At 74.9% G+C, this 19,771-nt stretch carries 17 protein-coding genes; 12 read left to right on the top strand and 5 right to left on the bottom strand.

Annotated elements, in window-relative coordinates:
* Positions 1-58 precede the first annotated feature (58 nt).
* Both ppx and M446_RS24840 read left to right on the top strand, forming a co-directional pair.
* Complete coding sequence (gene ppx / locus M446_RS24845; RefSeq protein WP_012334870.1) at positions 59-1,600, top strand: exopolyphosphatase; 1,542 nt, start codon at positions 59-61, stop codon at positions 1,598-1,600.
* A gap of 118 nt (positions 1,601-1,718) precedes the next feature.
* Positions 1,719-5,192, top strand: a complete 3,474-nt coding sequence (locus tag M446_RS24840) for a hypothetical protein (RefSeq protein ID WP_012334869.1) — start codon at positions 1,719-1,721, stop codon at positions 5,190-5,192.
* Positions 5,193-5,213: 21 nt separating this feature from the next.
* Here M446_RS24840 and fliP read toward each other — a convergent pair whose 3' ends face one another.
* Together fliP and M446_RS24830 are read right to left on the bottom strand one after the other, a co-directional pair.
* Positions 5,214-6,065, bottom strand: coding sequence for a flagellar type III secretion system pore protein FliP (gene fliP / locus M446_RS24835; RefSeq protein ID WP_012334868.1), 852 nt, complete (start codon positions 6,063-6,065; stop codon positions 5,214-5,216).
* Between the two features lie 110 nt (positions 6,066-6,175).
* Positions 6,176-7,528, bottom strand: coding sequence for a hypothetical protein (locus M446_RS24830; protein ID WP_168169172.1), 1,353 nt, complete (start codon positions 7,526-7,528; stop codon positions 6,176-6,178).
* A 257-nt stretch (positions 7,529-7,785) separates the two neighbouring features.
* On the opposite strand from M446_RS24830, the gene flgB reads away from it, so the two are divergent.
* From flgB to cckA, 7 genes are all read left to right on the top strand, one after another.
* Positions 7,786-8,187, top strand: coding sequence for a flagellar basal body rod protein FlgB (flgB, locus tag M446_RS24825; RefSeq protein WP_012334866.1), 402 nt, complete (start codon positions 7,786-7,788; stop codon positions 8,185-8,187).
* Positions 8,188-8,226: 39 nt separating this feature from the next.
* On the top strand, positions 8,227-8,637 hold the full coding sequence (gene flgC / locus M446_RS24820) for a flagellar basal body rod protein FlgC (RefSeq protein WP_012334865.1): 411 nt from the start codon (positions 8,227-8,229) through the stop codon (positions 8,635-8,637).
* A gap of 4 nt (positions 8,638-8,641) precedes the next feature.
* Complete coding sequence (locus tag M446_RS24815; protein ID WP_012334864.1) at positions 8,642-8,947, top strand: flagellar hook-basal body complex protein FliE; 306 nt, start codon at positions 8,642-8,644, stop codon at positions 8,945-8,947.
* Between the two features lie 381 nt (positions 8,948-9,328).
* Entirely contained in the window at positions 9,329-9,595 is a 267-nt protein-coding gene (gene fliQ / locus M446_RS24810) for a flagellar biosynthesis protein FliQ (RefSeq protein ID WP_012334863.1), read from the top strand.
* 18 nt (positions 9,596-9,613) lie between these two features.
* Complete coding sequence (gene fliR / locus M446_RS24805; RefSeq protein ID WP_012334862.1) at positions 9,614-10,372, top strand: flagellar biosynthetic protein FliR; 759 nt, start codon at positions 9,614-9,616, stop codon at positions 10,370-10,372.
* Positions 10,373-11,434 (top strand): flagellar biosynthesis protein FlhB, encoded by a 1,062-nt coding sequence (locus tag M446_RS24800; protein ID WP_012334861.1) that lies wholly within the window; start codon positions 10,373-10,375, stop codon positions 11,432-11,434.
* A gap of 232 nt (positions 11,435-11,666) precedes the next feature.
* Positions 11,667-14,276, top strand: a complete 2,610-nt coding sequence (gene cckA / locus M446_RS24795; RefSeq protein ID WP_012334860.1) for a cell cycle histidine kinase CckA — start codon at positions 11,667-11,669, stop codon at positions 14,274-14,276.
* An 87-nt stretch (positions 14,277-14,363) separates the two neighbouring features.
* Here the strand turns inward: cckA and M446_RS39130 are convergent, their stop codons facing one another.
* Positions 14,364-14,498 carry a hypothetical protein gene (locus tag M446_RS39130; RefSeq protein ID WP_265576421.1) on the bottom strand — a complete coding sequence of 45 codons (135 nt, stop codon included), beginning with the start codon at positions 14,496-14,498 and terminating at the stop codon, positions 14,364-14,366.
* A 272-nt stretch (positions 14,499-14,770) separates the two neighbouring features.
* Here M446_RS39130 and M446_RS24785 point away from each other — a divergent pair, with 272 nt between their 5' ends.
* Together M446_RS24785 and M446_RS24780 are read left to right on the top strand one after the other, a co-directional pair.
* Complete coding sequence (locus M446_RS24785) at positions 14,771-15,253, top strand: MarR family winged helix-turn-helix transcriptional regulator (RefSeq protein ID WP_012334859.1); 483 nt, start codon at positions 14,771-14,773, stop codon at positions 15,251-15,253.
* A gap of 5 nt (positions 15,254-15,258) precedes the next feature.
* Positions 15,259-16,098 (top strand): patatin-like phospholipase family protein, encoded by an 840-nt coding sequence (locus M446_RS24780; protein ID WP_012334858.1) that lies wholly within the window; start codon positions 15,259-15,261, stop codon positions 16,096-16,098.
* Positions 16,099-16,295: 197 nt separating this feature from the next.
* On the opposite strand, the gene M446_RS24775 is transcribed toward M446_RS24780, so the two are convergent.
* Together M446_RS24775 and M446_RS24770 are read right to left on the bottom strand one after the other, a co-directional pair.
* The gene (locus tag M446_RS24775; protein ID WP_012334857.1) at positions 16,296-16,523 is read right to left on the bottom strand and encodes a hypothetical protein; all 228 of its coding nucleotides are present in this window, start codon (positions 16,521-16,523) and stop codon (positions 16,296-16,298) included.
* Positions 16,520-16,702 carry a hypothetical protein gene (locus M446_RS24770; protein ID WP_012334856.1) on the bottom strand — a complete coding sequence of 61 codons (183 nt, stop codon included), beginning with the start codon at positions 16,700-16,702 and terminating at the stop codon, positions 16,520-16,522. Before M446_RS24770 ends, M446_RS24775 begins: the two co-directional genes overlap by 4 nt.
* 367 nt (positions 16,703-17,069) lie before the next feature.
* On the opposite strand from M446_RS24770, the gene M446_RS24765 reads away from it, so the two are divergent.
* Positions 17,070-19,703 (top strand): putative bifunctional diguanylate cyclase/phosphodiesterase, encoded by a 2,634-nt coding sequence (locus M446_RS24765; RefSeq protein WP_236728713.1) that lies wholly within the window; start codon positions 17,070-17,072, stop codon positions 19,701-19,703.
* Positions 19,704-19,771 lie beyond the last annotated feature (68 nt).

Raw genomic sequence — 19,771 nt, 5'->3', positions numbered from 1 at the left:
AACGACACGGCGTTGCGCCCCGCCGCAGCCGCCCGGCGCCGACGCCGCGAGGAATTCCATGGACGCGCACACGACCGCACCCGTCCCGCCGAGCGCCGCCGTGGCCGAGATCGCGCCCGGAGAGCCGGTCGCGATCGTCGATATCGGCTCCAACTCGGTGCGCCTCGTGGCCTATTCGGGGCTCTCGCGGGCGCCGACGCCGCTCTACAATGAGAAGGCGATGTGCGGTCTGGGCCGCGCCGTGGCCACGACGGGGCGCCTGCACGAGGACGGCATCCGCCGCGCCCTCCAGGCGCTGGCGCGCTTCCGCGAACTCTGCCGCACGATTCGGGTCGGGCGCATCCACGTGCTCGCCACCGCGGCGGCCCGCGACGCGGAGAACGGCCCCGACTTCCTGCGCGCCGCCGAGGAGGCGATCGGCCAGCCGATCGAGCTTCTGTCGGGCCGCCGGGAGGCGGAACTCTCGGCATTGGGCGTGGTCTCGGGCTTCTACGCGCCCGACGGGGTGGTGGGGGACCTCGGCGGCGGCTCCCTCGAACTCGTCGACGTGCGGGGCGTCGCGGTCGGCCAGGGCGTGACGACGCCGCTCGGCGGGCTCGCCCTGCAGGACCTCAGCGGCGGCTCCCTCAAGAAGGCGCGCAGGCTCGCGGCCGACACCCTCAAGCGGGCCGCGCCGCAGCTCGAGACCCTGCGCGGGCGCACCTTCTACGCGGTGGGCGGCACCTGGCGGGCCCTCGCCCGCCTGCACCAGGCCACCCGCGGCTACCCGCTGCACGTCATGCACGGCTACACGATCGCCCCGGCCGACGAGCTGAGCTTCCTGGAGGTGGTGGAGCGGGTCGACGCGGCGACGCTCGCCGCCGTCGAGAGCGTCTCGGAGGCGCGCCGCCCGCTCCTCGCCTACGGGGCGGTGGTGCTGGAGGAGATCATCCGCAGCGGGCGCCCGCGGGAGATCGCCGTCTCGGCGACGGGCGTGCGCGAGGGGCTGCTCTACGAACTGCTCGATCCGGCGCAGCGCGCCCTCGACCCGCTCCTGGCGGCCGCCGAGGAGCTCAACCGCCTGCGCGCCCGCTGCCCGGGCCACGGCGCCGAGCTCCAGGCCTGGACCGACGCCTTCATGGCGAGCCTCGACCGGCCGGAGACCTCCGACGAGCGGCGCCTGCGCCACGCCGCCTGCCTGCTCGCCGATATCGGCTGGCGCACCCATCCGGATTACCGCGGCGAGCAGAGCCTCAACCTGATCGCGCACGGCTCCTTCGTGGCGATCGATCATCCGGGCCGGGCCTACCTGGCGGTGGCGGTGTTCTTCCGCCACGAGGGCGTGGCGCCCGAGAAGGCGAGCCCGACCCTGCGCCAGTTGGCGGGCGGGCGGCTGTTCGAGCTGGCGCGGCTCCTCGGCGCGGCCCTGCGGGTCGCCTTCCCGATCTCGGTGGCGATGGAGGGGGTGCTGCCGCGCACGCCGCTCCTCCTGCGCGACGGCGCCCTGGTGCTGCACCTGCCGGAGGATCTGCGGGCGCTGGCGAGCGACCGCCTGGTCAGCCGCCTGCGCGGCCTCGCGCGCCTGGTCGGCGTCGAGGCCAGGATCGCCGTGGGCGCGTGAGCGGCGACGGGCGGCGGCTCCCCGGCGCGCGTGGACGCCCGCTGCGGGTCGCCCGCGCTTAAACCCCCGTTAGCCCTGCCGTGACACGGTGGCTGGCCGCTCGGGGAATCGTGTGGGGATGGGTCGGACGGGCACAGGCCGGTGCGGGGCGCGGCTCCTCATCGCGCTCGCGACGCTGCTCCTCGGCACGGCCGGAGCGGCGGCGGCGAAGCTCGTCGCCGTGGCGGGGAGCGAGCAGCGCAATTTCGGCCGCATCGCCCTCACCTTCGACCAGACCGTCAAGGTCACCGCCAAGGTCTCGGGCAGCATCCTGGTCATCCGCTTCCGCGAGCCGGCGGGCGGCGCGCTGCGCGACCGCCTGGCCGCCGAGTTGCCCGGCTACGTCGGCCAGATGCGCCGCGACCCGGACGGCAGCGGCCTGCGCATCGCCCTGCAGCGCCCCTTCGGCGTCAACGTGCTGGAGGCGGCCGAGAAGGTCTTCGTCGACCTCCTGCCCGAGACCTGGACCGGCCTGCCGCCGGGTCTGCCCCCCGAGGTGGTGGCCGACCTCGCCAAGCGCGCGGAGGAGGCGGAGGCGCGTCTGCGCCGGGAGGCGCTCGCGGCCCGGCCGCCGCAGCCGCTGCGCCTGGAGACCGCCGAACTCCCGACCCTGCACCGGCTGACCGTGCGGCTCCCGCGAGGGGCGCCGGCGGAGCTGGAGCAGCGCGGCCGCATCCTGGAGCTCGCCCTCCCGGGCGCCTACACGGTCGCGCCGAGCGACGCGCGCATCCGCCTGAGGCCAGCCGCCGAGGGCCTGACCGCCGAGGCCGGCCCCGACCGGGCCCGCCTCGCCCTGACCCTCGCCCCGGGCTACGAGGGCGAGGGCTACCGGGACGAGGACGGCTACACGATCGACCTGCGCAAGGCCGCGGATCCGGAGGCGCCCGAGCCGGCCGCCGCCCGCGCGGAGGCGCCCGGCCCCGCCCGGCCCGCCGCCCGGACCGAGACGCCGCCGGGCGAGCTGGTGCGGGACAATCCGGGCCGGATCGACCTGACGCGCGAGGCCCCGGCGCGCGAGGCCCCGGCGCGGGAGAATCCCGTGCGGGAGAACCCGGCGCGGGAGAACCCGGCGCGCGAGGCACCCGCCGCGGCCGAGGCCGCCCCCGTCCCGGACCCGCGTCCCGCGGGGCCCGTCGAGGGACGCGTCGCCCGCAGCGGCGAGACGGCCCGGATCGCCTTCCCGTTCGCGGCGCGCCCGCCCGCGTCCCTGTTCGAGCGGGGCGGCATCGCCACCCTGGTCTTCGAGACGCCCGGCCCGGTGCGCCTCGACCCGGCGGCGCTGCCGCCCGGTTTCCCGGCCCGGCTCGCCGAGGCGCCGCGGCAGGACGGCGCCTACGCGGTGCTGCGCCTCGCCCTCGAACCCGGCATCATCGCCCAGCTCGCCGCCGAAGGGACCGGCTGGACGCTCGTCCTCGGCGACGGCAGCCTGCCGCCCGGCGACCTGCTCGGGCCCCAGCGCGGCGCGGACGGGGCCGGGAGGCCGGCCGTGACCGTGCCGCTCGCCCAGGCCGGCTCGGTGTTCTGGCTCACGCGCAACGGCGAGCGCGTGGCCGTCGTCACGGCGCGGGGGCCGCTCCTCGCCGGGGTGCCCAAGCGGGCCCGCTTCGTCGATTTCGAGCTGCTGCCGAGCCGCCAGGGCGTCGCCGTGCTGGCGCTCGCCGACGACCTCGTGGTCCGCCCCGGCCTCGCCGAGGTGGTGATCTCCCGGGCAGGCGGGCTCGCGGTCAGCCCGATCGCCCCCGACCCGGCCGAGGCCGGCCCGCCGCTCTCCCCGGACGGCCTCGCCGTGCAGGCCGACCGCTGGCGCATCGACCGCTCCGGCGACGTGCTCGCCCGCATCCGGGCGGCGCAGCAGGCCGCGGCGGCGGCGGACCGACCCCGGCGCTCGCCCGCGCGGCTCGACCTCGCCCGGGTGCTCCTGGCGAACGGCCTCGACGCGGAGGCCGGCGCGGTGCTCGCCTTCGCGGGCCGCGAGGACGCGGTGGTGGCCCTCGACCGCGGCGCCCGGATCCTCTCCGCCATCGCGGCCTTCCGGCTGGGGCGGGACGCGCGGGCGGCCGAGATCCTGGGCGATGCGAAGCTGGCGCGCGATCCGGAGATCCGCCTGTGGCGGGCCATGCTCGACGCGCGCGGCGGCCGCGTCGCCGGTCCGGCGGTGCTCGCCGCCCTGAAATCCACGATGCCGGTGGCGGAGGCCTACCCGGACGAGCTGCGGCTGCCGGTCCTGCTCGCCGCCGCCTCCCTCGCCCTCGATGCCCGCGACCTCACCTACGCCCAGCGCATGATCGCGGCCGCCGCGTCCCTCGGCGACGCGCCCCTGGCCCGGGATCAGGTCGCGCTGCTGCGCGCCCGGCTCACCGAGCAGATCGGGCAGGAGGCGATGGCGCGCGGCGAGTACCAGCGCCTGATCGACGGCGGCGCGCCGCCGGTGGCCGCCGAGGCGGCTTTGCGCTTCATCGACCTCGCCCAGGCGGGCGGGGCAGTGCCCCGGGAGGAGATCCTCGCCCGCCTGGAACGGCTGGCCCTGCTCTGGCACGGGGACCGGATCGAGGCCGAGACCCTGGCCCGGCTCAGCCGCGCCTACGCGGAGGCCGGGCGCTGGCGCGACGCCTTCGCCACCGCCCGCAAGGCCACCCGCCTGTTCCCCGAGCACCCGGCGACCCGGAGCCTGCACCAGGACACGGTCGGGCTGTTCGCCGACCTGTTCCTGACCGACAAGGGCGCCAAGCTCGGGCGGGTCGAGGCCCTCGCCCTCTACTACGACTTCAAGGAATTCACCCCGCTCGGGCGCCAGGGCGACGAGATCGTGCGCGGGCTCGCCGACCGGCTGGTCGCCCTCGACCTCCTCGACGCGGCCGCCGACCTCCTCCAGTACCAAGTCGACAAGCGCCTCACCGGCGCCGCGCGGGCGACCGTCGCCGCCCGCCTCGCCAGCATCCGCCTCATGGACGAGAAGCCGCTCCTCGCCCTGCAGGTGCTCCAGGCCACCCGCCTGCCGGAACTGCCCGCGCGGCTGCGCGAGGCCCGCATCCTGCTCGAGGCCCGCGCCCTCTCGGACCTGTCGCGCACCGACCTCGCCCTCGAACTCGTCGAGGGCCTGGAGGGCGGGGAGGTCGCGCAGCTGCGCGCCGACATCCTGTGGGGGGCGCGGCGCTGGCGCGAGGCCGGCGAGGCGCACGAGGCCCTGGCCGGCACCCGCTGGCGCGAGGCCGGGCCGCTCGGCGAGGCCGAGCGAACCAACGTCATGCGGGCCGCCATCGCCTACGCCCTCGCGGAGGAGGGGCTGAGCCTCGACCGCCTGCGGGCGAAGTTCATGCCCAAGATGGCCGAGAGCCCCGATGCCCGCACCTTCGCGCTGGTCTCGGCCCCGAACGCGATCCGCGGCGCCGCCTTCCGGGAGGCGGCCGGCCGCGTGATCAGCGCCGAGACCCTGACCTCGTTCCTGCGCGCCTACCGGGCGCGCTACCCCGAGAGCGCCGTGCCCGAGCGCGGGCGGCCGGCGGCCGAGCCCGGGCCGGAGGCGCGCCGGGCCGGCGGGGCGCCGCCCGGCTGAGCCGCACCCGCCCGGTCGGCCTCAGCCGCCGTAGCTCTGCACCAGCGAGCCCGCGACCAGGGTCCAGCCGTCGACCAGCACGAAGAAGATCAGCTTGAAGGGCAGGGCCACGGTGGCGGGCGGCAGCATCATCATGCCCACCGACATCAGCACCGAGGCGACCACGAGGTCGATGATCAGGAACGGGATGAAGAGCAGGAAGCCGATCTCGAAGGCGCGCCGGAGCTCCGAGATCATGAAGGCCGGGGTGAGGATCTCCAGCCCCACCGCCTCCGGCGTGGCGGGCCGCGGCGCGTTCGACAGGTCGAGGAACAGCCGCAGGTCCTTCTCCCGCACCGAGCGCAGCATGAAGGCCTTGAAGGGCTGGGAGGCCCGCTCGAAGGCCTGGCTCTGGCTGATCTGCCCGGCGACCAGCGGCTCGATCCCGGTCCGGTAGGCCTCCCGGGCGGTCGGCGCCATCACGAAGGCGGTGAGGAACAGGGCGAGGCTGACGATGACCGCGTTGGGCGGCGCCGTCTGCGTGCCGAGCGCCGAGCGCAGGATCGACAGCACCACGACGATGCGGGTGAAGGCGGTCGCCATCACCAGCACCGAGGGCGCGAGGGCCAGGACCGTGATGAGGGCGACGAGCTGGAGCGCCCGCTCGGTCACGCCGCCGCTCGGGCCGAGATCGACGGTCACGCTCTGGGCGAGCCCCGCCGTCGCGGAGCCGAGCAGGCCGAGCCCGGCGAGCAGGGCCGCCCGCCGGCCCCGCACGGCCCATCTCGCGGCGGCCCAGCTCGCCGCGCGCCGGTCCGTGATTCGTCGCGCGATCACGCGCCGCAGCGGGATCCGGTTCGGCGGCGAGCGCTCTGGCGCAGTCGGAAGGCCCATGCCCGCACCCTGGCGCGCGGCGCGCGCCGCGCGCAAGGCCGCGCCGCTCCCGCGGCCGCGCTTCTCGGCCGGCGCGGCGGGAGGGCCACAGCGCCGGACGCCCCGCGGGGTCAGCGCCGATCGAGCGGGCGACCGAGCAGCCGGGCGAACTCGGCCTCGATCTCCTCCACGGAGAACGGGTTCGGGGCCGCCTTCTTGGGCTCGGGTTCGGGCTCCGGGGCCGGAGGCGGGGGAGGCGGCGGCTCGGGCTCGGGTTCCGGCTCCGGCGGTGGCGGGACTGGTTCGGGCGCGGGGGGCGCGGGCTCATGCGCCGGCGCGTGCCCCGCCGCGGGCTCGGGCCCGTGCTCGGCCAGCGGAGCCGGGGGCACGGGCTCGGGCATGGGCTCGGGCATGGGCTCGGGCACGGGCTCGGGCATGGGCTCCGGCGCGGGCTCCGGAATCGGCTCGTGCACGGGCTCCGGCGGTGGGGGCTCCGGCTCCGGATGATGCGGTGGCGGTGCGGCGGCCTCCGGGACCGGCTCCGGGACGGGGGGTGGGGGCGGGGGCGCCGGCTCGGGCGGCGGCGGCGGCGCCGGGATCACGGGCGCGACGGGCTCGGGCTCGGTCGGGCGGCTCATCACGGGGGCGGCCGGCCGGGACGGGGCGACGGCCGAGGAGGGCCGGCGGAGCGCCTCCTCGAGCTGGCGGGCCATGTCGTTCAGGATGGCCGCGTCGACGACCCGCGGCTCGGCCCCGCGCGTGCCCGCCGGGGCCGGAGCGGCCTGCGCCGGAGCGGCCTGCGCCGGAGCGGCCTGCGCCGGGACGGCCGGCGGTTCGACGATGCGGGGCGGCATGTCGAGGGGCGGCGGCGTCTGCCGGCCGGTGCGCAGACTCGGCGGCTCGACGCGCCGGCTCGCATTCAGCCGCGGCCCCGGCCCCGGCCGCGGCGGCACGGCCGGGCGCGGCGCGGCCTCGGGCTGCAGCGCGGGCGGCGGCTCGGTGGGCGGTTCGGGTGCCCGGGGCGGGAACGGCGGGAAGGCGAAGGCCGGCTCCGGCTGGGTCGCGACCGGGGCGGGCGGCGGCACCGGGAAGGGGGCTTCCGGGAAGGGCGGCAGCGGTGGGGGCAGCGTGGCAGGTTCCGCCTCGGCGGGAAGGGCGAGGGGCGGCTCGGGGGCGGGCTCGGCCCGCTCGGCGAGGTCGGCCGGCAGCCGCGCGCCCGCCACCCGCACGATGTTGCGTTCCACCACCACGTCGTTGGGGCCGCCGACCAGAAGCAGGTGCTCGGTGTTGTCGCGGCGCAACAGGATCAGCTGCCGCTGGCGGTCGAGTTCGTAGATGTCGACGATGCCGAGCCGCGGCTGGCGGCCGCGCTGCGCCCCTCCGTTGCTCAGGTTCAGGCGCCCGCGGGCGAAGCGCTTCGCGCCGAACGCGAAGGCGCTGAGAAGCACCACCATGACCAGGAACACGATCAGGTAGGAGATCAAGGGCGAACTGTCCGGCCCGAGGAGCGAGGAGAGCAATGCACGGTCTCTCACAGGTGAGGTGCCGGGGCACCGACGCGATACGAAGGGGTTCTACCACGCGGGCGTTCCCGCCGCGCAGGCCACGTTAAGACCTCTTAACAACTTCATGAAGGGTTTGGCGACCCGACGGCAGGCGGAGCCGCCGCGGCCGCGCGCATGCTTAACCGCCTCTTAACCATGTGCCCGGCAGATTTTGCCGACCGAAGCTGGGGCCGCCCGTGCCAGTCGCCGATCTCCCCCTCGTCAGCATGCTGCGCAACCGCATGCAATGGCACCAGACGCGCCAGAAGGTCCTGGCGGAGAACGTTGCGAATGCCAACACGCCGGGCTTCAAGGCGCGCGACCTGCGCGCGCCGGTCTTCCAGCCGGACGGCAGCGTCGCGGCCGCCGGCCTGCCCGGCATCGGGGTGGAGCGCACGAGCCCGCTGCACATGGCGGGGACGGGCTTCACCCCGTCGGAGGACCGCACCCGCACCCGCTTCGACGTCGTGCCGAGCGGCAATGCCGTCAGCCTCGAGGACGAGATGCTCAAGGCCGCGGACAACCAGGCGGATTATCAACTCGCGGCCTCGCTCTACCAGAAGAGCCTGCAGCTCCTCCGCAATGCGGTCGGCAAGTAGCGCGGGCCCGGGCGCGGGCGAGTCGGGCGGAGGCGCAGCATGGACTTCATGAAAGCGATCGGCATCGCGGCATCGGGGCTTCGGGCGCAGTCCGGGCGGATGCGGGTGATCTCCGAGAACATCGCCAACGCGGATTCCGAGCCGACCCGCGCCGGCGTCGAACCCTACCGCCGCAAGGTCCCGACCTTCGCCAACCGCCTCGACCGGGAGCTCGACGCGCGCATGGTCGATCTCGGCCGGGTCCGCCGCGACCAAGCCCCGTTCCGCACCAAGCACGATCCCGGCAACCCGGTGGCGGATGCCAAGGGGGACGTGCAGCTGCCCAACGTCAACCTGCTCGTCGAGACCGTGGACATGCGCGAGGCCCAGCGCAGCTACGAGGCGAACCTGAACATGGTCACGGCGGCCCGCCGCATGATCTCCCGCACCATCGACATCCTGAAGGTCTGATCCCATGCCCACCAACGCCTTCGCGGCCGGTGCCTACGCGGCGATCCAGAACCTCGGCCGGGCGAATCCCGCCGCGAAGCCCGCGGCGCCGGAGGCCGGCTTCGGCCAGCTCGTCGCCTCGGCGATCGACGGGGTCGAGGCGGCGGGCAAGCGCGGCGAGCACCAGATGATGGCGGTCGGTGCCGGCAAGGCCAACGTCGTCGACGTGGTGACGGCGGTGGCCGAGAGCGAGACCGCGCTCCAGACCCTCGTCGCGGTGCGCGACCGGGTGATCTCCGCCTACGAGGACATCATGCGGATGCAGATCTGATCCCAACGGCTCAGGATGCCGACGCATCGAGCCGTTGGTCCGTCTCGAATTTTCTATTCGAAGCCGAAGGCTTGGCGAAAATTCGAGAGCACCACCGGTCATGAGAGATGACCGCTGGTATGAGTTGCGCACCGGCTTCGCCGCCCCTCACGGATGAAACCTGAGCGTGCATGTGATCAGAGTTCTGCACGCTGGCATAGCAAGTTTCTATTTAGGGCGGCGCGAGCGAAAGGCGCGCGGGAGAACCGCTCTCCCCTCCGGCCCCGCCGCCCTCGCGTCCCTCCCGGCTCCCGAACCTCCCGGCTCCCGAACCTCCCGGCTCCCGAACCTCCCGGCTCCCGAACCTCCCGGCTCCCGAACCTCCCGGCTCCCGAACCTCCCATGACCGGCCTCGCCATCCTCGACATCGCCCGCGACGGGATCGTCACCTTCCTGAAGGTGGCCGGTCCCCTGATGATGATCGCCCTCGTGGTCGGGCTCGCCGTGTCGCTGCTCCAGGCGCTCACGCAGATCCAGGAGCAGACCCTGATCTACGTGCCCAAGATCGTCGCGGTCTTCGCCGCCATGCTGCTGATGCTCCCCTTCATGGGCGACGCCCTGGCGGGCTACATGGGCCGGATCGCCGCCCGCATCGCCGCGGGCGGGTGAGCCCCGGGGCGCCCCCGCGTGAACCTGCTGCTGCCCGGCCTCGCCGCCGCCTATCTCCTGACCTTCGCCCGGGTCGGCACCCTCGTGATGCTGATGCCGGGGATCGGCGAGACCGTGGTGGCGCCGCGCCTGCGGCTCGCCTTCGCGCTCCTCGTCGCCCTGGTCCTGTTCCCCTTCGTGCGCCCGCTCCTGCCGCAGCAGGCGGGGACGGGGCCCGCGCTCATCGGCGTGCTGATCGGCGAGATCGCGGTCGGGCTCGTCCTCGGCCTCAGCGTGCGGGCGGTGCTCGCCGCCCTGCAGACCACCGGCACGATCGTCGCCCAGCAGCTCGGCCTCGCCTACGCGATGACCGTCGACCCGACCACCTCGGGCCAGCAGGCGACGCTCGGCAGCTTCCTGACGATGCTCGGCATCACGCTCGTCCTCGCGGCCGATCTCCACCACCTCGCCATCGCGGGCATCCGCGACAGCTACGCGCTGATGCCCCCCATCGGCGTACCGGCCACCGGCGACGCGGCGGCCTTCGCCATCCGGGCCGTCGCCCGCGGCTTCGCCCTCGCGGTCCAGATCGCCGCGCCCTTCATCGCCTTCGGCATCCTGTTCAACCTCGGCCTGGGCGTGCTGTCGCGGCTGATGCCGCAGATGCAGGTCTTCTTCGTCGCCACCCCGGCCTCGATCCTGATCGGCATGGCGGTGCTGCTCGCCAGCCTCGGCGTGGTCATGGGCGTGTTCGTGGAGGATCTCGGGCGCTGGCTCGGCGAGATCGGGAGGCCCTGAGTGGCGGGCGAGGGCGAGCAGGAGGACCGCACCGAGGAGCCGACCCAGAAGCGGCTCGACGACGCCATCAAGCGCGGCGACGTCGCCACCAGCACCGAGATCAACACGCTCCTCCTCCTCGGCGGCTTCACCCTCGTGCTCCTGGTCGGCGCCGGGAGCATCGCCCGCGGCCTCGCGGTCGAGCTGCGCGACCTCCTCGCCGGCCTGCACCAGGTGCCGGGCGACGCGGCCGGCTACGCGGCCCTGGCCCGCCGGGCGCTCGCCGCCCTCGCCCTCGCGCTGGCGGCTCCGGTGGGCGCGGCCGTCGCGGCGGCGCTGGTCGGCGGGCTCCTGCAGCATCCCCTCGTCTGGACCACCGAGACCCTCGGGGCCAAGTGGGAGCGCGTCTCCCCGGCCGCGGGCCTCAAGCGCCTGTTCGGCCCGGAAGCGTGGTTCCAGTTCGGCAAGGGCATCCTCAAGGTCGCCCTCGTCGGCACGGTGGCGGCGCTGGTGCTCTGGGGCGACCGCGACCGGCTCGACGCGCTCGCGCGGCTCGAACCCTCCGCCCTGCTGCCCGCGACCCTCGCCCTGGTGCTGCGGCTGATGGCCGGCATCCTGGCGGCCTACCTGGTGATCGCGCTCGGCGACGCGGCCTATCAGCGCCTGCGCTGGCGCGCCCGCCTGCGCATGACCAAGGCCGAGATCAAGGAGGAGATGAAGGAGAGCGAGGGCAGCCCCGAGGTGAAGGCGCGGCTGCGCCGCATCCGCGCCACCCGCGCCAAGAAGCGCATGATGGCGGCGGTGCCGGGCGCCACCGTGGTGGTCGCCAACCCGACCCACTTCGCCGTCGCCCTCCTGTACGAGACCGGCATGGCCGCCCCGGTCTGCGTCGCCAAGGGCGTCGACGTGCTGGCGCTTCGCATCCGCGCGCTCGCCGCCGAGAACGGCGTCCCGGTGGTCGAGAACCCGCCGCTCGCCCGCGCCCTCCACGCCACCGTCGAGATCGACCAGGCGATCCCGACCGAGCACTACAAGGCGGTCGCCGAGGTGATCGGCTTCGTGCTGCGCCAGCAGCGCCGATGACGTCGCGGCCGCATCGGGATTGGCCTCGTCCTGACTTGCTTTCCCGGGACTTGCCTTGCCGGGACTTGGCTTCTCGGGACTTGCCGGCCCGGGTGGCTCGGGCATAACCGGCCCGTGGCGGCGCGACCCGCCGCCGGCGGCGAAACCCATCCCCGCGCAAGCTTGGTCCACCAGGATGCGGCCGCGCGGGCGGGGGCCATCGACCGGCATGTTCAGGATGGATCACGGCGTCATGCCCGAGTTGAGTCCCCAAGCCCCGCCCGAGGCCACCGCCCTCGACCGCTCGGAGCGCCCCGGCCGGGTGAGCCTGCTCCTGCTCCTCGCCGGCCTGCTCGTCGGGGCGGCGGTGGGCCTGAGCTTCGTCGCCAACGAGCAGGCCCAGCCGCTGATCCTCGGGCTCCTGGCGGTGCTCGCCATGGCGGGCGTGTTCTCGCTCTTCGCCCTCGCCATCGGCGCCCTGCAGCTCACCGGGCAGGGAGGGCGCAACGACGTCACCAAGGCGGTGGTCGACGCCGCCCCCGAGGGCATGATCGCCGTCGAGGACGGCGCGCGGCCGATCTACGCCAACGCCGCCTACCTCGCGCTGGCGGGGAGCGACAGCTTCTCGAACCTGCGCCTCGTCGAGCGGATCTTCGTCGGCAGCCCGGACGTCTCGGAGGCGGTCTACCGCCTCGCCCAGGCCGCCCGCGAGGGGCGCAGCCTCTCGGAGGAGATCCGCATGGCACCCCCGCCCGGCGGGGGCGAGCGGGACTTCGCGTGGTACCGGATCGCGGTGCGGCCGCTGCCGCTGCCGCGCCGCCCGGTCGCGCTCTGGGCCGTCAGCGACATCACCCACGAGCGCGAGCGCCAGGAGAACGTCTTCCAGGTCCTCCAGCACACGATCGACTTCCTCGACCACGCCCCCGCGGGCTTCCTGTCGGTCGATCCGCGCGGCGGCGTCGTCTACATGAACGCCACCCTGGCGGCGTGGCTCGGCTACGACCTCGCGCAGGTCGGCTCGGGGGGCCTGCGCCTCGCCGAGATCCTGCCGGCGGCGGTGGGCGAGGTGCTGGTGGCGGGCAACGCGCAGCCCGGCGAGGTGCGCACCGACGTCTTCGACCTCGACCTGCGCCGCCGCAACGGCCACCCGCTCCCCGCCCGCATCTACCACCGCGTCGCCTACGGCCAGGACGGGCGCCCGGGCGATTCGCGCACCCTGGTGCTCAACCGCTCGGCCGGGGAGGAGACCGACGAGCCGCAGCGCGCCGCCGAGGTGCGCTTCGCGCGCTTCTTCAACACCAGCCCGATCGCCGTGGCGACGCTCGACGCGGCGGGGCGCCTCGTGCGGGCGAACGCCTCCTTCGCGCGGCTCTTCGGCACGCTGCCGCGCACCGGCGAGGGCCGCGAACTCGGCCCCTCGGCCCACGACTGCATCGCCGAGCGCGACCGCCAGACCTTCGACGGCGCCTTCCGGCTCGCCGCCGAGGGGCGGGGCGACGTCGCCCCCGTGGAGGTCGGCGTCGCCGCCCCGGGCAACCGCTCGGCCCGGATCTGGCTCAGCCCCGAGGTGCGCGCCGCGGGCGGGCCCGAGCCCGACGGCGGCCAGGAGACGGTGATCCTCTACGCCCTCGACACCACCGCCCAGCTCCAGCTGCAGCAGCAGATCAACCAAGCCCAGAAGATGGAGATGGTGGGCCAGCTCGCCGGCGGCATCGCGCACGACTTCAACAACGTCCTGCAGGCGATCATCGGCTACTCGGACCTGCTGCTGGCCAGCCACCGCCCGGTGGACCCGGCCTTCCAGGACATCATGCAGATCAAGCAGAACGCGAACCGGGCCGCGAGCCTGGTGCGCCAGCTGCTCGCCTTCTCGCGCCGGCAGACCCTGCGCCCGGAGGTGATCCATCTCGGCGACGCGCTCTCGGACCTGACGCTGCTGCTCAAGCGCCTCCTCGGCGAGCGGGTCGAGCTCGATCTCAAGCACGGGCGCGACCTCTGGCCGGTCAAGGCCGACGTGAACCAGTTCGAGCAGGTGATCGTGAACCTCGCGGTGAATGCCCGCGACGCGATGCCGAATGGCGGGCGCCTCGCGATCCGCACCGCCAACGTCGCCGCCGAGGCGGCGGGCGCCCTCCAGCTCACCGGCCTGCCGGCGGCCGATTACGTGCTGGTCGAGGTGGCCGATACCGGCACCGGCATGACGCCGGAGATCATGGAGAAGATCTTCGAGCCGTTCTTCACCACCAAGGAGGTGAACAAGGGCACCGGGCTCGGCCTCTCGACGGTGTTCGGCATCGTCAAGCAGTCGGGCGGCTACATCGACGTGAAGTCGACGGTCGGCGAGGGCACGGTGTTCGGCATCTACCTGCCGCGCTACGTCCCGATCCCCGAGGAGGTGCCCGCCCCGGAGGCGGCCCCCGCCGCGGCGCCGGCCGCCGCCGCCCCGGCGGAGGGCGCCGCCCCCGAGCGCAAGGCGCCGGCCGCCGACCTCACCGGCCGCGGCACCATCCTGCTCGTCGAGGACGAGGATCCGGTGCGGGCGGTGAACGCGAGGGCGCTCGCGGCGCGCGGCTACACGGTGCTCGAGGCCGCCTCGGGGCTGGAGGCGCTCGCCATCATCGGCGAGCGCGACACGCCGGTCGACCTCGTCGTGTCGGACGTGGTGATGCCCGAGATGGACGGCCCGACGCTGCTGCGCGAGCTGCGCAAGCGGCACCCCACCCTCAAGGTGATCTTCGTCTCCGGCTACGCCGAGGACGCCTTCCAGAAGAACCTGCCGGAGGGCGAGGAATTCAACTTCCTGCCCAAGCCCTTCAGCCTCAAGCAGCTGGTCGAGACGGTGAAGACCACCATGGCGGTGTAGCGGGGAGGCCAGCTCCCCGCGCGCCCTGCCCGGCCTTGAGGCAGCGCTCGACGCCGGTGCCGAGACCGCTCGACCGGCCGGCGAGGCTCACCGAAACCTCCCGCACCGCCTGGGCGAGCCGCCGGTCTCCCGCGCCGCCTGCGGCACGGCGACGACGGGGCTCGCGACCTCCCGGGTCGAGGCCGTCCGCTCCTCGACCGCGCTCGCCATCGCGAGGGTCATGCGGGCTCCGGTTGATCGCAGCGGATCCCGGATCAGCCGCGAGAGTTCGGTGACCGCCCCGTTGATCGCCGCCATGGCCTCGGCGCCCCCCCCCGATCGCCGCCTGGAGGTCGCCGACGCGCTTGGTCATCGCATCGCGCGTGATCCGCCGCCCGGCGGGCCCCCGGGCGGGCCCCGGGCGAGGCCGGGGCGAGCGGCGGGACGCGCCTCCGGCGGCGGGGGATCGGTTCCGCCCCGCTGGCGCCGAGATGGTTCTGATATAAACTATCTCGATGACCCCCACCTCGCCGCGCTCCGCCTCCCTCGCCGCCATTCCCCCGGACCCGATGCGGATCTGGTTCCGCTTCGTCCGGCTCAACCGGCGCGTCGCCGCGGCGGTCGCGGCCGAGTTGCGGGCGCTCGGCCTGTCGATCCCGCAATTCGACGTGCTCTCCACGCTCTCCGAGCAGGAGGGGCTCACCCAGCAGGACCTCGCCGAGCGGCTCTACGTCACGAAGGGCAACGTCTCGGGGCTGGTCGACCGGCTGGTCGAGGCGGGGCTGGTGGAGCGGCGCCCGATCCCGGGCGACCGGCGCTCGCACGCCCTCCACCTCACGCAGGTCGGGCGGGACCTCGCGCGGAGCGGCATGGCGGCCCAGACCGCCTACGTGGTCCGCACCCTCGGCACGCTCCCGGCCGACGACCTCGCCTCCCTCGAGCGGGTGGTGCTCGCGTGGCGCGGCGTGGCGCGGGCGGACGAGGAGGCGCGGCGCTGACGGCGATGTTCGACGCGGTCGCCTTCGCGGGCGGGGGAAATCGCTGCTATTGGCAGGGCGGCTTCTGGGCGGCGGCGGCCGAGCGCCTGCGCCTCTCCCCCTCCCTGGTGGTCGGCGTCTCGGGAGGCGCCTTCGCGGCCTGCTACAGCCTGCTCGGGCAGGGGCGGGCGGTGATGGAGCGGGTCGCCGAGGGCTGCGCCGCCGGCACGCCGAACCTCGATTGGCGCGCAGCCTGCCGGGGCGGGCGGGCCTTTCCGGTCTCCGCCCTCTACCGCGACCTCATCGACGCGGTGCTCGGGCCGGCGGCCTTCGCGGCGCTGCGCGCCGGGCCGGCCGAGGTCAGGATCGCCCTGGCGCGGCCGCCGCGCCGCCTGCCGCTCGCCGCCGCGATCCCGCTCGGCATCCTCACCTACCAGGTCGAGAAGACCTGGCGGGCCCCCGTGCACCCGCGCGGCGGGAGAGCCCTCGGCTTCCGGGAGGAGTTCGTGTCGGTGCGCGACCTCGGGGGCGCGCAGGAGCTCGCCGCGGCCCTGATGGCGAGCGCGAGCGTGCCGCCCTTCATGCCGGTGGGCCGCGTCGGGGACGGGCCCGCCCTCGACGGAGGCCTCGTGGACAACGTCCCGGTCGCGCCGCTCGCCGGCATCGAGGCGGCGGGCGGGCGCAGCCTCGTGCTGCTGACCCGGCGCTACCGGTCCCTGCCGAAGCATCCGGGCCGGACCTACCTGCAGCCCTCCGCCCCCGTCGCCATCGGCCAGTTCGACATCACCGATCCGGACGGGATCCGGCGGGCCTTCGCGCAGGGCCTCGCGGACGGGGCGGCCTTCGCGGCCGCGCAGGGCCGCTGACCTCAGCCCTGCGCGGCGCGCGCAGGGCCGCCGACCTCAGCCCTGCGCGGCGGGCGCAGGGCCGCCGAGGGGACCCCTGAGCGGCGGGGAAGCCCTGGAGCATTGTCCGACGAAGGGGATGCCGGTTCGTCGAAGACAATGCAGCACAACCAACGACCGAGAGCTTGCGCCCGATGGCACCGTGATCGGGCGCGGCGCTAGTGCGAGCGCTCGGTCCGGTCCGGGGCCTGCCCGGTCTTGCTGTGGCGGTGATGCGCGTCGCGCTCGCCGCCTCCGCCCGAGACGTGCGACGTGGCGCCGTTCGTCGGGCTGCCCGGCTGGGGGTCGTGCCGCTCGGGCCGCTGGGGCTCCGTCGCGTCCTGGTGGCTGCTGCCGGGCCCGCCGTGGTGGCGGTCGGTCTGGGAGGCCTTGCGCGAGGTGCTCATCGGTCCTGCTGGTATCCCTGGTTGGTGGTGTTCACCTTGGAATTGCCGGCCTGGCCGATCTTGTCCGGATCCTTGGTCTGGCTGCCGGCCTTGCCGAGCTCCGTGGGCGCCCCCTGGGCGCTGCCGGGCCCCTTGTGGGACTGGTTGGCGGGCGGAACGGGAGGAGGCTTGGCGGTCATCGGTCGTCCTCTTCTGGTTCTGGTGCCGGCCAACGTGCCCGGCGCGAGGCCTGTTCCACCCGAGCGGCCGCGGGCGGCCCGCCCCCGGCGCGCCGCACGGACCCCGTGACCGGCCTCCCGGTGCGCAGGATCTCGGCGGAGAAGGTCCCGAGCAGACCCGTCGACGCGGCCGCTCGCGCAATCCCGCGCCTGTCGATCCCGCCGCCCTCGCCGCGCGAGATCGCCGTCATTCAGATCGATCCGATGAGTACCTTGGCAATCCTCCTGGGAGCTACTTTGCGGGCGGGGACGAGGGCGCGGAATTTTAGGTTGGTCTCAACACTTCGCCGGTAGCTCAAGGAGAGACGTGATCGATCGGACGAGGCGCGTGCCCGAAACGGCGGATATCAGCGGCACGAGTCCCCCGGATCGGCCCCGGCCGGCCGGCCGGGGGCGGACGCCCGCCCCCCTGCGCCGCCTCGCGGTCGCGGCGCGCCGGGTCTGGCGGCGGCGGCCCGGATCGCAGATCGGCCGCTACCTCGCCATCACCGTCCTCGTCACCGGGGCCCTGACCTTCGCCGTCACCGGCCTGCTCGCCCTGCAGCGCCTGAACCAGGACGCGGCCGAGCGGGCGCGGACGGTGGCGCTCCTCTCCCGCGAGCAGGTGGCGCGCAAGCTCGACGGCGAGGCCGGCCTCGCCGGCGCCCGCCTCGACGGCCTGTTCCAGGAGGCCGCCCGGCAGACGCGCTTCCTCGCCCAGCGGCTCGACATCGTGAAGGCGGTGGGCAGCGCCAACCCGGTCGCCCTGCGCGAACTCCTCGCCCCCGCCGCCGTGACCGGGGATCTCGACGCGCTGATCGTCACCGACCCGAAGGGGATCGTGACCGGGACGAGCGCGGGCGACGACCTCCTCGACTTGGCGGAGGCGCTCGGCCGGGCCGAGCTCGAGTCGCCGATCCGGGAGGTGCTGGCGGAGAACAGCCGCGCGCGGCGCCGGGCGATCGGCCGGATGATCGCGCTGCCGGAAGAGATCGGGGCGCTCCTCGGGCTGCCGGCCGAGCGCCGGATCGGCGGCATCCAGATCGAGCCGGTCTTCGACGATTTCGGGGACGTGGCCGGCGCCCTGGTCGGCCTGCGCCTGCTCGCGCCGCGCGAGCCGACCTTCCTGAACTTCTCGGCCCTCACCAAGGTCGGGGTCGTCGTGCTCGCCGGGGAGCGCCCGATCTCGGCGGCCGGCGCCCCGGCCTCCGGCCTCGTGCCCCGCGAGGATCTCGGCGAGGACGACCTGCTCGTCTCGCAGGACGGCGCGCGGGTGGCGCGCTGCATGCCCCACCGCCTCACCCTCGCGGTCTGCGCCCATTCCAGCGTGGCCGAGGTCGGCGCCGCCACCCAGGAGATCCTGCGGCTCGGCGTGATGCAGACCCGCTCGCTCTTCGCGTGGTTCCTGCTGCTCGCCGCCGTCTCCCTCGGCGCCCTCGTCGTGATGGTGCTCGCCGCCGTGCGCCGGGTCACCAGCGGCCTGCCGGAACTCGCGACGGCGGCGAGCGCCGTGGCGCGCGGGGACCTCGACGTGCCCTTCCGGGCGCGCGGCCTCGGGGAGGTGCGCAGCCTCGGCCAAGCCTTCGAGACGATGCTGGCGAACCTGCGCGAGAGCCTCGGGCGCGTGCGCCAGCTCGCCTTCTTCGATCCGGTCACCGGGCTCGCCAACCGCGAGAAGATGCGGCTCGACGGCACCGCGATCCTCGGCCAGGGCCGCGGCCGCACGGCCTTCCTGTTCCTCGACCTCGACCGCTTCAAGTCGGTCAACGACACGTTCGGCCACCGGGCCGGGGACGCGCTCCTCTCCCAGCTCGCGCGCCGGCTCGTCGCCTTCCTGGAGGAGCGCCGCCGGGCGGGCGCCTGGGAGAGCGTGCTGCTCGGGCGCATCGGCGGCGACGAGTTCCTGATCGTCGTGAGCGGCGCCCTCACCCGCGACGGGTTGCGCGCGTGCGGCGAGGCCCTGGTGGCCGTGGTGAGCGAGAGCTACGAGGTCGGCAGCGCCCACATGGTGGTCGGGGCCAGCATCGGCATCGCGCTGGCGGAGGGCGAGGCCGGCTACGACGAGCTCCTGGTGCGGGCGGACATCGCCATGTACGAGGCCAAGCGGCAGGGGCGGGGCACCTGCACCTTCTTCACCGCGGAGGCGGCCCAGCGGGTGCAGGAGCGCCTCGGCATCGAGAGCGAGCTGCGCCGCGCCCTCAAGACCCGCGAGTTCAGCGTGCATTACCAGCCCAAAGTGTCCCTGGCGGACGGGCGGGTCGTCGGCGCCGAGGCGCTGATGCGCTGGCACCACCCCGAGCGCGGCGCGATCCCGCCGGGCAAGTTCATCCCGATCGCCGAGGAGGCGGGGCTGATCCCGGATCTCGGCGTCTTCGTGCTCGAGCGCGCCCTCGCGGAGATCGGGGAATTGCTGGCGCGCGGCCACGACGTCACGGTGGCGGTCAACGTCTCGGTGCTGCAGCTGGAGGACCCGACCTTCGCCCAGACGGTCGAGGACCGGCTGGCGCGGGCCGGCCTGCCGCCCTCCTGCCTCGAACTGGAGATCACCGAGACGGTGGCGATGCGCGATTCCGACACCATCCAGGGCCACGTGACGCGGCTGCGCGGGCTCGGGGTGCGGGTCTCGATCGACGATTTCGGCACCGGCTACTCGAACCTCGCCACGCTCGCTCGCGCGCCCATCGACGCGCTCAAGCTCGACCGCTCCCTGGTCGACGGCGTGGCGGGCAATCCCGAGCAGCAGACGATCGTGCGCACCATCCTGTCGCTCGCCGGCTCGCTCGGATTCGAGACCGTGGTGGAGGGCGTCGAGACCGACGCGGACCTGCGCTTCCTGGTCGAGGGCGGGGCGACGACGGCCCAGGGCTACCTGTTCAGCCCCCCGGTGCCGATCGAGACCTTCCGGGCCCTGCTCGAACCGGGCCGCCTGCAGGAGATCTGGGCGCGGTCGAACGAGCCGGCGCGGCGCCTGCGGAGCGGGTGAGGCGCGAGCCCGGCCCTGCCGCTGAGGCAACGAATCCCGCTCCCCCGCGTTGGCCCGACCGCGGCGTC

The sequence above is a fragment of the Methylobacterium sp. 4-46 genome (assembly GCF_000019365.1).
Classification (GTDB): Bacteria; Pseudomonadota; Alphaproteobacteria; order Rhizobiales; family Beijerinckiaceae; genus Methylobacterium.
This window is presented reverse-complemented; position numbering and strand designations above follow the sequence as displayed.